The sequence below is a fragment of the Paenibacillus sp. J31R109 genome, from assembly GCF_059692055.1.
In genome coordinates this window covers 19,219-34,147 of the sequence record NZ_JCAUAR010000029.1, presented here as the reverse complement: position 1 = coordinate 34,147, position 14,929 = coordinate 19,219, and the positions used below count along the sequence as shown (strand labels likewise).

The following is a 14,929-nucleotide window of genomic DNA, read 5'->3' as shown; positions in this document are numbered from 1 at the left end:
AATGGTGTATGGCACCATTATAGAGGGAAAAAGTGTCAGTTGGCTTTATCAAAACACGCAATAAATTTATCAAAACGTCTTTTTCATAATTCCCTTCTCACATGACTTGGCGGACATTCGAAGCGTTGCTTATACATTTTTGAAAAATGATGAACACTTGAAAAGCCGCAGCTGTCGGAGATGCTTTGCAGCGACATGGAAGTGCCTCGCAATAGCTCTGTCGCATAATCAAGTCTTAGCTTCAGCAAATATTGATGCGGAGCCATATCGAATTGATTTCGAAATACCATGGAGAAATAGGAGCGCGACATGAGCGCTTTGCGTGCCATTTCCTCCACAGACAGCGGCTCAGACAGGCGATATTGCATGTAAGCGGGTACCCAATTTAGCGAGGTTAAGCTTTTGTGTTCGGAGCTGTCTTGGGATGTGTATTCCTTGATTAAGGCCAAAATGACTTCAGCAGCATGGACATGTGCCTGCAGCTGATCAATCGCATTTTTCCGGTTCCAATGCTCGATAATGTGCAGAAAAACATCAACCATCCACTCGTGTCTGGAAGATTTGAAAACAATGGGTATATCGATATCAGCAAATGTTGTTAGGTTAGGCTGCATATGACTCAAATTCGCATTAGCGCCACTCTCGACCGGCATCATCATTGGCAGCCGCTCATCACCTTCCGTTGGGAACAGCTCGAAATGAAGGGCCATAACCGTCAACGGTAATTCCGATTCAAGCTGATGCACAACACCCGGCTGGATAAAACTGAACTGACCTGGCGGTATGGGATACTTCTCCCCATTCATGGACAATTGGGCAGTACCCGCTTGCACATATAACAGTAGATAATCGGTTATGATTCTCGCATGCGTATTCCACTGTTTGAAATGCAACAGATCCGTATGTCGAATATGCGGTCTCAAGTCTTGATTTAGAATTGATTCAGCTGCCATTACCTCTCCTCCTTTCAACTGTCCGCTTGATGTGATGAAGAGCTGTCCACCCCAGCAGTTGATGCAACTCGGGTAGACAGCCCTATTCGTTTACGTATTAATAAGTGAACCAGTTCAAATCAGCAACAGATGTGCCACCTTTGAACACAATGTACACATTCTTCGTCCCACTCGCCCCAGTCACAGGGACAGATGCTGTCTGATATGTTGTCCAACTGCCCGTACTGGATAAAGAGACTGTCCCTAGCAATGTGCCTGTCGAGCTGCCGCTGCGCAGTTCCAGAACCGCATTCGTATTCGGCGTTGCGTATCGGAAACGAATATTGGAGACACCGCTTCCGAAATTGACGTTGTTGTAGTATACGTAATCGTTATTTGCGGTTTGACCGACTTTGCTGCCTCCGCCGACATCGGCCGTCGCGGCTACGACGACGCCAGACTGTCCGCTATAGCTTTCTGCTTCCACTTTGGTTGTAGACTTCAGCAAGGTCGGATACATCCACGAGTAGGACAAGTAATAACCGCTGTTGCTGTTCACGTTAGCCGTAATCGGGCGGTACGGTGCAACATAACTGTCATAGCTCGCGTCTTGATATACTTCTGCCATAGCCTCAAACAGATCTACCGGCCATTTGTTGGCCACCATCGGGTTCGCGAAGTTTTGCGTTCCGCCGTAAGGGAATTCGCTAACATGTCCATTGACATAATAGAAATATTTATCTAAGGCCAGCTTGATGCTTTTGCCGTTAGCCGAGGTCCAGTTATACAAATCTTCGCCAGTATCATTGTAGATAATTTCCGCTGCCGCAGTCATCGGCGAAAGCGCGAAGTAGTGATACCACATTGAATTAGCTCCACGAGTTGTCTCATCTGTGATGAAGCCTTGCGAATCAATCGACGTATCGATTTGTGTTTTCAGATTGGCGACTTCTGCCGCAAAAGCTGTGCTGTTATCTGTAAAATGGTAGAGAGACAACTGGGCATACAGACTCCAATCCCACCAGTTGTTGCGTTGCGCGATTGCGTCCCATTTGGGCAGACATTTCGTTGTCACCCAGGAGACGAATTGCGTTTGATCCGCACTGCTCCAGCCGGAATAACCCTTAATCAGTTCAGCGGCTTTAATTAAGCCAACAGCCAAGTAAGCCGTGACTAACGGAGCATCAGAACCCGTAATATTGGTATTCGTCGTTGCCCAACTATGAATTAAATCTCTTGCTTTGTTCGCATACGCGGTGTCCCCTGTGTAGCGGTAAGCTAGTGCCGTCGAGTACGCTGCCTTCGCATCAATCTCCATCAGCAGCTTTGCCGCATTGTGCCCCGTAGCATCTGTATAAGCATTTGGAATATTCCACGTTGCGACGGCATGGCTAGAAACGGAAAGCCCCGCATTCGCGTCGGCAATCATACTCGTGTAGGCGCTGTTCCAAGGTGCTTGATTCGCCGTTACTTTGCTTTGAGTGAAAGAGAGGTCATACTCGGTTGTCAAACCTCCCGTGTGGGAATAGGCCATCGCTGTGCTCGAGAAAGCAAACATCGCCGATAGCGTCAAAACCAAACCACCTGTAAACATCCGTTTTTTCTTCATCATTTTTACTCCTCCTTATGAACGTCGACTACTAGCATGTGAATCTCATAATCTCTGCGTATCGTTTAGGTAAACGCTTACATCAACTCCTTGAGATTATTATAGCTAGGGCTCATAATGAGAGGTAGATGATAAAATTTGTATTTCTGGTGTAATCTTTCGATATTTAAAGACACCCCCCAGAACATTCCCACCTCTAATCCAGGAAATATTCTAGGATAGCTGCATCATTCCATTGCCTGCCGTTGAAGTTGAAATCTGGCTGTAATCGTCGTCCCTTCTCCAAGCTCTGATTGGATGCTAAGCCCGTAGGCTTCGCCTGCGAACAACCGAATTCGCTCATTGACATTGTAAATGCCATAGGAACTTCCTGAACCATCTGTCCGCATAGCCGGCCTAGGTTCTGTCAGCAAGCTTTGCGCGAACTCAGGATCCATGCCGATGCCATCGTCAGAGACGGAGAGGAGCAGATCGTCTCCTTCAATCGCGGCGCGGATTATAATTTTACCTGTTTTCCCCTTCGATTTACGTATACCATGGAGAAGCGCATTTTCAACAATTGGTTGCAAGGTTAGCTTGGGGATGAAGCACGATTCTAGAGAAACCTCCGTCTTCAGTTGCTCTCCCTCTTCCTCCTTGCCAACGAGTTGAAACTCGAACTCAAAGCTTTTGGGAAAGCGTGTCTGTTGAATTTCCAAGTACACTTTGGCAAGCTCCAGTTCATCCGTCACTGTAACGACGTCTTTTCCCTTGTTCAAGCTCAGGCGGAAATATTTCGCTAGACCATCGATCATTTGGCTTATATCATGCGCCTTATGGCCAATGGCAATCCAGTTAATCGTATCCAACGTATTATAGAGAAAATGAGGGTTGATTTGTGCCTGCAGGGCACGTAATTGTGCCTCTCGTTCTTGGACCTTGGATTTGTATGTCTCTTCCATAAGATCCCTCACGCGATGTATGAGATGATCCACACTTTTTTCCAAAAGATTAAAGTCCCCATCCCGTGCAGTGGTTCGTTCATCGAGACCTGCCACACCTTCACGCTTGATCACTCGGATGACCGTCTGAACTCGGCGATTCATGCCTTGCACAATAAACGCGAGTAGAATGAAAACAAGGATAAGAAATAACACCGTAACGCCAGATAACGTCGCTACACTCGAAAATTGATTTAACGAGGTGGCGCGCGAGCTTATCCCCTTCTTCGGCACTTCTGCAATGAGCTTCCATCCTGTAGCATCAACGGTGGTGTGCACAACGTACTGCTGATTATCATTTTCAATGATCGGTGATACGCCTTCCTTCTTGCCATCTATAACAGATAGAACAGCATCTGACAGCTTCGTCCCCAGTAACGATTTATCGCTGTGGAACACAATACTGCCATCCGGAGCAACAATGAAAACACGCTGGTCTTTATTCAGCGAGATACTTGCCGTTATACTCTCAAGGGTCTTAGCGTCTACATCTACGGACAAAAAGCCTGACAAGTTTCCAAAATGGTCTGGATCACGCAAAAGCCGAATGCCCGAGAAAATATAGGCATCATCACGATCGATAAAGCTTTCTTTATATACACCTGTCCAAACGAGGCGGCCGCCTGCCTGCTCAACATCCGCATACCAAGGACGAGTCTTGAGTGTGTCCATCGTGAAGAAGTTTACTTTTTCATGAGAGAAAAGCTTCGATTCATCTACATATATCCGTACACGAAATACATTCGTATTTGTCTGGATGCTATCGATTAAATATCGCATTTCTTTTAACGCATCAATTTGCTCACCGTAGGAAGATGAGTTGTTTAAATACTCCATTAGCTTGCGATTCGTAAACAACGTATTCGATGTATCACGCAAGATATCAAACTGGTGATCTAAATTAATCTCAGCTTGCTTCAACGTTTGAAGCATCGAGCGCGTCACTTCTTCTTCGAGAATTTGCGAGTATCGCTGGGAATAGGCATATAGAAAAATGGAAGCAGGAACAATAATTAAAACCACATAGGCGATCAGCCAAAGCCTTGCGGCAACAACGCTTTTGAAAATCATCGTAATAAACGCCCAACTTCGGTGCGTAAAATGCATGCATAAACCTACTCTCTCTACATGACTTGTTCACGGAAGGTGCTTGGCGTATAGCCTGTATACTTCTTAAATATTTTGCTAAAGTAGCTAGGATCCGAGTACCCCACCGCATAGCACACTTCATAAAACTTATTGGCGGGATCTTTTAATAATGCTTTCGCTTGCTCTACGCGAACCTTGGTCATATATTCGTTGATGGTTTCGCCTGTCTCTTGTTTGAAAAGCAAACATAAATACGTCGTGGACAGGAATACTTCGGTTGCAATATCCCCCACCTGTAGGTTCTCCGCAAAACGTTTATCGATGATAGCCCGTGTTCGTTCAATGACATTTTTAGATTTGCCATTTCGCTTCTCGCTGATGCGTTCACACACTTCAAGCAAGTGCGACTCCACGAGCCCGCGTAACGCGCCTAACGTTTCCTGCTGGAACACCTTTGCTAGAAGCTCGTTTTCTTTGCTTTCGAGATCCTGTTTTTGCACATGCAGTTCCAGCAGTATCCGGCTCGCTAGCAGCAACAACTGCAGACTGATGTTACGTCCATAGGCAATGCCATCGGATCGATTGCGTGATAATGCGTTGTAAACTTCTCGCACATCTTCCTGCACTTTCAACGTATCGGCGGACTTCAAGGAAGAGACGATACGCTCTTGCTGCGAGGCATCGAAGCGGTACACGCTTTCCTCATCTTGTTCCAAGTTATCCATGGAAATGATTTGATTTTTGCCCAAGAACCAGCGTTGATCGGCCGCTTCCTTCGCTTGCGAATACGATTGCGGAAGGCTTGCCAGCTTGGAAATCCGTTCGCCTACACCGATCGTCACACTGATTTTCAAATAGTTATGAAGACTTTCACGCACTTCTTCGGCCAGAGTAAACAGTAAGCTTTCCTGATCTTCTTCCTGAGACATGCGTAAAATCCCAACGAATTCACCGATCTGATTTTCAAACACATAGCCGCCAATATCTCGTTCAATAAGCTCCTGCACGATATTCAGTACCGAGTAAGAAAGCAGCTGCTGATCTCGCTCGGACCGCGTCTGGGCAACCTCCGTAACATCATCGATACGAATCGCAATGACCCAGTAAGCGCCTTCCATCGGCAGATTCAAACTAAGAAAATCGATACGATCTTGCACACGGTTTGGATAGATCACACCTTCACGAATCAAAGACATCAGGAATTTCTCCCGCAGCAATGGCATGCTCTGAATCAGCTTAATCTGCATGTCCTCCACGAGCTTGCGCTCTTGATGCTCCGTATTCAGCAAACCCACTAATCGTTCAATTACGATTTCTAATTCGCTCAAATTGACGGGCTTAAACATATAATCAACCGCTTTCACTTTCAGCGCAGATTTCAAATATTCAGCATCATCATGACCGCTGACGAACACGATTTTGATATGCGGAAAACGTTCACTTAATTGGTTGGACATTTGAATGCCATCCATATTCGGCATGCGTACATCGGTTAGCACAATATCCGGCCTCTCACGCGCTATCACCTCTAGCGCAACATCACCATCATCCGCCTCGCCTACAACTTCAATTCCCCAGGTCTTCCAGTCAAAATAATTGCTTAACCCAAAACGTACTGTCGGTTCATCGTCCACAATGACAAGTTTATACATCTGGTGTCGGCCTCCCTAGTAGCAGTTCTTTTCATTATAGCTTGGACATCGCCATGACACATAGAAAGATCTTATGATTTCTGGTTCATTTTTATGGTTGCGATCCGAATGACAACCTTAAGTCGGGATCACTGTCGTAGTAAGACCAATATGAAATTCACCTTGAATGCGAATATGTTCAAAAGGCAACGTAGGATTCGCAATCCGCCACAACATCCGATCCGCTGCGCGATAGCCGGTCTGCGAGATGGGCAGAAGCGGTCGTGTGAATTCAGGCAGCGTATCCAGCTGCTCGTTCAAGAAACCTACCAGAGAGATATCTTCTGGGATTCGGAGTTGCAGCGCTTGGCACGTCTCATAGACGACAGGCACTTCATGGTCGATACCACAGATGATGGCAGTTGGCTTATTGGTTGCGATTTGGCTGGCGAGTTGTTCGCGCCAATGTGCTTGGTCATCGCGCAGACCGATGCAATGCTCCGAAGGTACGGTGGCGATGCCAGAGTCTTGCATCGCGTAATTAAACGCTTGCCAGCGTAAAATCGAACCTCGCTGCAGCTGAATATCCCCTACGTACATGATTCGCTCATGTCCCTGGCTTCGCAGATACGCGACTGCTTGGCAGGTCGCTTCGTAGACATCCCAGATCACGCTATCTATTTTTACGCCAGTTGGCGGGAAGCTTAGCAGAATGCGTGGAATGGTAAGAGCAAAGAGCGGCGTCTCCCATTCCTTCGGCAAGATGCTCGGCGCAATGAAGACACCGTCCGCATATAAGACTCCCGCTTCCTCCAGCCAATTGGCCATTTTGTCTGGTTTCAACTGCTGCGGCAGCAAGAGCAGTTCAATTCGATGCCCGAAGGAGAAAAATCGATCCTGCAGCCCTTGCAGCAGCAGACGATTATACGACACGGACTCCGCTGTCTGCACGAGTAGGAAACGCAGTCGTTCGTTCGGATACGGCGCGATATGATCCAACCGCAGGCTGCGAATCTGGTCCATCGTGTAATAGCCGAGCTTCTCGGCGGTATGGACGATAAGCTGGCGGGTCGCCTCGGACATGCCGTGCTTGCCTTTCAGCGCTTTATTCACGGTTTGTACGGTTAAACCGAGTTCATTTGCAATCGTTTTGAGTGTGACGGACTTGCGGGTGGTCATGGGGTCGTGCACCTCCAGGCTGCGATGGCATATGACGAAATGCTGATTGGTGTAAGCATAACACGCTTACTTTTTTGATGAAACAAAAATTAAACTAGTTCCTTGCGAACAGCGATTTATAATGAAGACAAAGACTCGAGGAGGAAGATTCGCACATGAATAAAAATACCTTAAGCGTTACGATACCCGCTCAAAAGCTTACCGTCTCCCACACCCCTGACGTCGTCGTCGTTGGCGGCGGTGCCACAGGCATCGCGGCTGCCATCGCAGCAGCTCGCAATGGTGCGAGTACACTCTTAATTGAGCAGCGCGGTTATCTCGGAGGGATGGGAACGGCTGCGCTTGTACCGGCATTTTGCCCTTATACAGATGGCGAAAAGCCAGTAATCCGAGGCATTGGCTTGGATTTGCTCGAAAAAATGAAACATGCGGCTGGACCCGACTTTCTAAACAAATATGAGAAGCAGTTGGACTGGGTGCCTATCGATGTAGAAACGCTCAAACGCGTCTATGATGCCGAAGTCGTTGCTAGCGGTGCGCAAATTTTGTTCCATACCGTGGCAGATCAAGTGCTGCTCGACGGCGATCGCATCAGCGGACTCGTCATTAGCAATAAGTCTGGTCGCTCGGTCGTACAAGCGAAGCTGTACATTGATGCATCTGGAGATGCCGATCTTGCGGCATTGGCCGGGGTTCCTTTTCAAGTAGGCGGTGAGCATGGTGAGCTGCAGCCTGGTACGATGTGCTATGTGGTGACAGGGGCAGATAAGGAGCGTTTCGAGAAGTTTATCGCAGAAACTGGTCAAGGTGGGCAAATTGAGAAAACCGTGACGTTAGCACAGCAAAACGGCGATCTACCCGATGGCCGCAAACGCATCTCTGGTATGGCTTGGATTTCGGGCTCCGTGGTTGGCTTTAACTTCGGGCATATTTTTAATATCGATGGGACAAAAGCGGAAGACTTGACTCGCGCTGCCATCGAGGGCCGTCAATTAATTGATACGCAGATTCGCTTTTTGAAGAAATACGTGCCTGGCTTCGAAAACATCTTCCTCGTCCACTCCGGCGACCAGATCGGCATTCGCGAAACACGCCGTATTCAAGGCGACTATACGCTTGTTGTCGAGGATTTCCTCACGATGCGTACGTTCGAGGATGATATTGCACGCAATTCCTATTTCATCGACATTCATTTGGCGAATGCCAGTTCAACAATGACGATCAAGCATCTGCCAAAAGGAAAATCTCACGGCGTCCCTTATCGCTGCATGCTCCCTCAGGGTAAATCAAACCTGATCGTCGCTGGACGCTCCGTCTCCTCCGACAGACCCGTACAAGGCTCACTGCGGGTTATGCCGAATTGCTTTGCTATGGGCGAAGCCGCTGGTATTGCTGCTTCGATGGCAAGTGTAGAAGGCGTTGGCTTCCGCGAGGTATCCATACCTGTACTCCAACGCAAGCTGATCGAACAAGGTGCTTATCTAGGCGATAACCCAGGCGTGGCGGACGCCGTACACGAAGTTGCGGCAGGTGCCGTTAAGTTCGAGGAAGAGTGCTAATGCTATCAAAATGGTCAGGAAAAACATGGGGCACGCTCGGTGACAGCATTACCGAAGCAGGCGGCTATCAGCCGCTAGTACAGGAAGCGTTAGGCTTCGCGAGCGTGATCAACTATGGCAAAAGCGGCTGTCCAATGACCGCTGGTGGCGACCGCGACTACGGTGCGACGACGCATGTTGGGCGAACAATTGACACGTCGCTGGATTGCGTGACCATCTTCGCCGGGGTCAATGATTTTCGGTTGGATAAGCCGCTTGGCGAGCTTGGCAGTCAAGATGTGCATACGTTCCATGGCGCGTATGCCACATTAATCGAGGATATCTTAACGAAGAATCCGACGTGCCGGCTGAGCTTGTGGACACCGCTTCAGCGGGACAAAGATCAGTATGACATTTTCTACGTCAATGCGGCGGGACATCGACTGCTTGATTATGTGGAAGTGATTCAGCAGATTGGCCAGCAGTATGCACTGCCTGTGCTGAATCTGTATGCGGAAAGCGGGCTGAACAAACTGACGCTGCCGCACTTCACTTCGGATGGTCTGCATCCGAATGAGGCTGGCCATCGGCGGATTGCTGATCGGATTGTGCCGTTTTTGTTGGGTTTGTGATGGGAATAGCCGCCTACCGGGTTTCGACAGGTGGCGGCTGTTTGTTTGGGTGACGGGTGGGGGGCGTTCGGAGTCGGGGTGGGGGCCTCATCAGTCAGGAAAAATCCAACTAAAAGGGCTCATTCTTACGCCGTACCCCGTATAATTCGATCTCACCCAACTAATTGGCAAATTTTCGAGGTGAGCCTCGAATTAGGGCATTTTTAGTGGGCTAAATCGAACTACTGCCGCAAAACGCCTCCAACTTTCCTAAATAAGCAGGGAAAATCGAACTAAACAGCTTTTTCCGCATAAACAAGTGTCCTTTAACTTTAACTTTAACTCTACTTCTACTTCTACTTCTACTTCTACTTCTACTTCTACTTCTACTTCTACTTCTACTTCTACTTCTACTTCTACTTCTACTTCTACTTCTACTTCTACTTCTACTTCTACCTCTAACTCTGCCTCTTCTTCTCCCCCGCCCCAGTTACTTCAATTTATAGCTAACAAACGCTAACCTCCGACTATCCGGTGACCACGAGTTCACGTTGATCGTACCTTGTCCGCCAAACAGTGACACTAAGGTTCGCGACGGACCTCCTGTGCTTGCCATTAAGCGGATTTCCACCTCTTTATTCGGTGGATGCGCATTAGGTTCAACGTCGCCCTTCCGATACGCGATAAAAGCTACCGTATTCCCGTCCGGAGCTACGTTCGGGAACCAGTTGTTGCTCTCGTCCACGGTCATTTGCGTCTGCTCGCTGCCATCTACGTTCATCCGCCACACTTGCATAAGTCCCGATCGCGTCGAGTTGAACCAGATATGCTGGCCATCCGGCGAGTACTCGGGGCCATCATCCAGACCTGGAACATCGGTGAGCTGCCGTTCCACACCGCCATCAACTGGTATCGCGTACACGTTGTAGACACCATTCCGTTCCGCACAATACGCTAGTTCACGTCCATCTGGCGACCATCCGTGCAGATAGCTTGGAGCCAATGGCGTAATCAGCACAGGTTGTCCACCTGCCAAAGGAAGGACATAAATACGTGACTGCCCATCCTCCTCCGTATGATGACTTACCGCAATCTGCTCATTATCCGGGGACAGCACATGGTCATTATTGCACCAATTCGCAAATCCCGAGTCGATCACTCGGCTCTCACCAGTCGCAAGTTCAAAGGCATAGAGCAAGCCTCGTCGATTATAAATGAGACGTTCCCCATCGCTCGTCCAGTTAGGCGCCTCAATGAGAAGATCATCGAATTCAGCCAACACTTGGCGCTCCCCTGTAACCACATCCACAATTTCAAGATAGCTGATTACATTTCGTTCTTCACGCTTGCGAGATTCCTGCAACGTATTCATTAGGTCCACCGTCCTTTAAATTCATCATACGCACTCCCCAAAAGCACTGTCAAATCTCACCAACCTATGCCTTCCTTAGCAAAAAAAGCCGCTAAATAATTAGCAGCCCTTGCTCTGGCAAAAGTTGAACGATCGTTGTACGCCCATCAACGGTAACGTCTAAACGATCGCCCGGGAGATGACCAAGCATCGCTCCCGCCCCAACACGGTATACATGGATGAAGCTAGCATGCTTCCCCCTCTGGCGATGTAACAATCCAGTTAAAGGTACACTTGGGTCGATGGAATCGCCTGGCGTATTGATCAAGAGCAGCTCCTGGCTTGGAAGCACCAATGCCGTTTGATGAATCTGGATTTGATCATGGGAAAGCGGATACTTCATTTGAACATTCCATGCCTCTGGGGAAAAACGCCCCACGATAGGCAGCTCCGGTAAGTTTGGATGGAAATGAATAGGTGGATAATCGGCTTTATCCGCAAAAGAGAGCTCTACCAGATGCTTGGATTGTGGCGCAACTACGGGATGCATCCACCACTCGATCGACTGGCTTTCTTCACTCATCAAGGTAACCTCAAACCAATCCAACAGCCAATCGCTTGTTAAAAGGAGATGACGATTCAGCCTGCAATCGGTGTAGGCTAAATCACTTTGTAGCCACGCATAGGTGCTTGCTTCCGTTTGTTCAAAGCGTATACATCGTCCCGTGTGCTCAGCTTGTGATTTACCACCTAGTGAAACCGTATTATGACTGGCGGTTTCACCAAACCACGGACGCAGCGTGGATCCGTAAGGTACTACGCCGAAGTCTGGCGTAAGCGTTCGATCCTTATGCATCAACGTCAAATGCAGCTTATCTAGATGCCCGTGAGCTCCCCCGTGTTCGCCAAAATCCACAAGAAAAGAGAGAGGGTTATCCACCTGCCTCCCTACGACAAAACCCGAAGCAGGCCATAACCTTGACCCTCGCGTATTCGCAGGGACTGTATCGAGATTCAAGGCAGCTGTCGCTCCGCCGTACAACAGTGCTTCCAACCCGCAGCGCGAGCCATCCTCAGAGCCCATCTGCCGATAGGCCTCACGCAGAATCGGCACGAGGCCCTCCACCGCATAGCTGCTCAGTCCCAGCTCAGCTACCTCCGCGATTTCGCGGGCGTAAGGCAGCCGCTCCATCGGCCCGTCGTGCAGCGCCGGCAGCACGCCTTGGTCATCGGCGAGCTCGGCTAGCGCTTCTACCATGCCGCGCATGGATTGTCCTAGCGTTCCCTCGCACGTGTAGAGATCTCTCCCACATCGCTTCGCCATCTCAGCGAAGATCAAATACGCTCGCAGCACGAAAACGTGATAATACGTGCTGCCTTCGAACTCTAGCTGATCGGGCTTCACGCCGATCGACAGATGATGACGGAAGCCACCCTCGGCTTCCACCAGCTCTTCTAGCTCATGCCGCTCCCCGCGAGCGGCATACACACAAGCAAGCGCTGCGTTCAACCAAGCGGTATAATTGTTCTCCGCATTGTTCCGCTCGTGGATCAAAATCCCACGATACGCACGCATGCTCTCTTCAAGCAGATGAAGGAAGATATCTACCTTTTGCTGCTCAGCAGAGCTGAACACAACCCCTTCATCCATCAGCAAAACATACGCACGAATCAGCGTCGTGGACCAGATCGATTCCGTCAGCGCTTGATGAAACGCGCGCCCCTTCAGCATCCAAGGCTGTGCATCTGGATGCACAGGATACATCGGAAACTGCGCCGCATAGTCCACGATCAGCCGCTTGCTGAGCTCGGCATAGGCGTCGTCGCGCTGTGCCGCATATACCGCAGCTGCTTGCAGCGCGATTCGCGCTAGCAGCTGATGCTTATACACCAGCCAAGCGCCTCGATACTCGGCGCCTTCCACCATACAGCCGTGTGGACAATGAAATTGCGTCGCATCGGCTACGGAAGGATCGAACAGCAGCTCCGTGTGGTGCTGTGGACACACATACTGGTGCCACCAGCCGCCTGGCTCCAGTGGAATGATCAGGCTGCCACTAGCCTGCAGCCCATCGATCTCTTCCCTCAGCGAGTTCGCCACCTCACTCGCCCAATCTAGCCGCTGTACCTTCGCGCCAATCATCTCGTTAACGGCATCGCTCATCGCATCATCATCCCGCCGTTAACCTCAATCGTTTCTCCCGTCACATAGCTTGCAAGCTCCGATGCCAAATACAGAACTGCACCAGCCACATCCTCTGGTGTACCTTCGCGACCAAGCGGGATGCCACCGATGGTCGCTTGACGTGCAGCGTCACTCGTGAAGGTGGCGTGGAACATCGTGTTGCCAATGAACCCTGGTGACACGTTATTAACGGTGATGCCACTTGCCGCCACTTCCTTCGCAAGCCCCTTCGAATAGGCCATCACTGCAGCCTTGCTTGCCGCATAAATGCTAGAACCTGGCCCACCACCGTTATAGGCAGCGACCGATGACATATTAATAATCCGACCGGCGCCTTTGGCTTTCATGCCGGGCAGCACTCTTTTGCACATAAATACCGTGCTTTTCAAATTCACATTCATGATGCGTTCATACATCTCTTCGGTCATCTCTACGTTCGGCACTCGCTGTACCAAATGACCCGCGTTATTCACCAGAATATCTATGGAACCGCCAAATGCCTGCTCAACTTCGTTCACTAGCCGATTAATTTGCTCGGGATCCGTCACATCCCCTTGCACAAGAATCGCCTCTCCGCCAGCCGCACGAATGGCCGCTACCGTTTCTTCGCCCTGAGCTATGTTAGAAAGGCAATTTACGCCAACCTTCGCTCCATTGGCAGCCATAGCCTGAGCAATCGCCCGTCCAATCCCCGCATTTGATCCTGTAACAAGCGCAATTTTCCCAGTAAGATGAAGTCCATTCATATGATTTCTGCCTCCTATAGAATACTTTTTTATATGTTGATCAACCTTGTGCAGCCCGCAACTTATCCACAGAAGGTCGTAAAAACCCAGCCAATTGTTCCGCCATCCGACAATGTCCATAATCCGAAGGATGAATCAAATCACTTGTCAAAGAGGTGAAATCACTCATGATCTGCGCCCCATCTAACAGGGTCAAATTCGTATGCTGACGACTTTCCGCGTAGCGTTTTAGCACCTCATTAAATTGCGTTTCAGCCACGCTAAACGGATGTGACGTATCATGAAAATACGTTGCCCGATTCGGATAGATCGTTGTCACAAAGATTGGTTTCGTAGGGTGCTTACGGATAATCCCATCCAATAAATAAGTCGCGCGATGCTCAAATTCCTCAGTGCTCACGGTGCCCCTCATATTGACACCCAGTTCCAGATAGGCCAAATCCCAATCCTCCCGCTCCGCTAAATGGTCCGCCAACTCCAGCTCACAATAGCAGGACCCGCTGAGTCCTAAGTTCAACACATCCGTACCAAGTCGGCGTCCCGTCTGCTGGACATATCCGTTATAATGACTTAACGCGCCAGCCCCTTGTGTAATCGACGAACCGTAAGCGAGCATAGTTAATTGTGGCACTTCCTGACGCTCCGGAGGCCTAATCGCATACCCATAAGCATCTATGTCATAAAAGATCGCTGTAAACCGGTCGCAATAGATACGCCACACTTTGGAAGAGAACGCAACATTATCGAGTAATGCAGGCGGTACCTCGGCAAATCTTTCTGGTGCTTCCAATTGTAAAGTCGTGACGACACCAGCCTTCAAGTCATACGCAGTATGGAAAAAGTCACCTCTGAAAACGAGCACACGTCCATCCTTTTCTTGTGCAGCCATCGTCACTCTGATGTTCGCAGCATCTGTCACAAATCGAATCTCACAGCCGCTAGACTCGGCAGCTTTGGTTCGGCCTTTTTCGGTTAGCGATTCCCGAACTTGCTTGGGAAACCGTTGCAGTCTAAATCCTGGCAGATACGTTCTAGACTCCAACTCCACGGTATTATGAAACATCACATTGTCCAGCAT

The 14,929-nt window shown here is 49.3% G+C and carries 11 protein-coding genes; 2 read left to right on the top strand and 9 right to left on the bottom strand.

Going from position 1 to position 14,929, the window contains the following annotated elements; genetic code table 11:
• Positions 1-83 precede the first annotated feature (83 nt).
• The 5 genes from AC58QT_RS33740 to AC58QT_RS33720 form a co-directional block, all read right to left on the bottom strand.
• Complete coding sequence (locus tag AC58QT_RS33740; protein ID WP_497412814.1) at positions 84-953, bottom strand: AraC family transcriptional regulator; 870 nt, start codon at positions 951-953, stop codon at positions 84-86.
• A 97-nt stretch (positions 954-1,050) separates the two neighbouring features.
• Positions 1,051-2,544 carry a carbohydrate-binding protein gene (locus AC58QT_RS33735; protein WP_497412813.1) on the bottom strand — a complete coding sequence of 498 codons (1,494 nt, stop codon included), beginning with the start codon at positions 2,542-2,544 and terminating at the stop codon, positions 1,051-1,053.
• A 224-nt stretch (positions 2,545-2,768) separates the two neighbouring features.
• Positions 2,769-4,628, bottom strand: coding sequence for a sensor histidine kinase (locus tag AC58QT_RS33730; RefSeq protein WP_497412812.1), 1,860 nt, complete (start codon positions 4,626-4,628; stop codon positions 2,769-2,771).
• A 17-nt stretch (positions 4,629-4,645) separates the two neighbouring features.
• Complete coding sequence (locus AC58QT_RS33725; protein ID WP_497412811.1) at positions 4,646-6,262, bottom strand: response regulator; 1,617 nt, start codon at positions 6,260-6,262, stop codon at positions 4,646-4,648.
• A gap of 117 nt (positions 6,263-6,379) precedes the next feature.
• Positions 6,380-7,420: a LacI family DNA-binding transcriptional regulator gene (locus tag AC58QT_RS33720; RefSeq protein ID WP_497412810.1), complete on the bottom strand. Its 1,041-nt coding sequence runs from the start codon at positions 7,418-7,420 to the stop codon at positions 6,380-6,382.
• 155 nt (positions 7,421-7,575) lie between these two features.
• On the opposite strand from AC58QT_RS33720, the gene AC58QT_RS33715 reads away from it, so the two are divergent.
• Together AC58QT_RS33715 and AC58QT_RS33710 are read left to right on the top strand one after the other, a co-directional pair.
• On the top strand, positions 7,576-8,979 hold the full coding sequence (locus tag AC58QT_RS33715) for an FAD-dependent oxidoreductase (protein ID WP_497412809.1): 1,404 nt from the start codon (positions 7,576-7,578) through the stop codon (positions 8,977-8,979).
• Positions 8,979-9,590, top strand: a complete 612-nt coding sequence (locus AC58QT_RS33710) for an SGNH/GDSL hydrolase family protein (protein ID WP_497412808.1) — start codon at positions 8,979-8,981, stop codon at positions 9,588-9,590. The genes AC58QT_RS33715 and AC58QT_RS33710 overlap by 1 nt, the downstream gene beginning before the upstream one ends.
• A gap of 469 nt (positions 9,591-10,059) precedes the next feature.
• On the opposite strand, the gene AC58QT_RS33705 is transcribed toward AC58QT_RS33710, so the two are convergent.
• From AC58QT_RS33705 to AC58QT_RS33690, 4 genes are all read right to left on the bottom strand, one after another.
• Entirely contained in the window at positions 10,060-10,941 is an 882-nt protein-coding gene (locus tag AC58QT_RS33705) for a TolB family protein (RefSeq protein ID WP_497412807.1), read from the bottom strand.
• A gap of 91 nt (positions 10,942-11,032) precedes the next feature.
• Positions 11,033-13,084, bottom strand: a complete 2,052-nt coding sequence (locus AC58QT_RS33700) for a heparinase II/III domain-containing protein (RefSeq protein WP_497412806.1) — start codon at positions 13,082-13,084, stop codon at positions 11,033-11,035.
• Positions 13,081-13,851 (bottom strand): SDR family NAD(P)-dependent oxidoreductase, encoded by a 771-nt coding sequence (locus AC58QT_RS33695; RefSeq protein ID WP_497412805.1) that lies wholly within the window; start codon positions 13,849-13,851, stop codon positions 13,081-13,083. Before AC58QT_RS33695 ends, AC58QT_RS33700 begins: the two co-directional genes overlap by 4 nt.
• Positions 13,852-13,891: 40 nt before the next feature.
• Positions 13,892-14,929, bottom strand: a complete 1,038-nt coding sequence (locus AC58QT_RS33690) for an SGNH/GDSL hydrolase family protein (protein WP_497412804.1) — start codon at positions 14,927-14,929, stop codon at positions 13,892-13,894.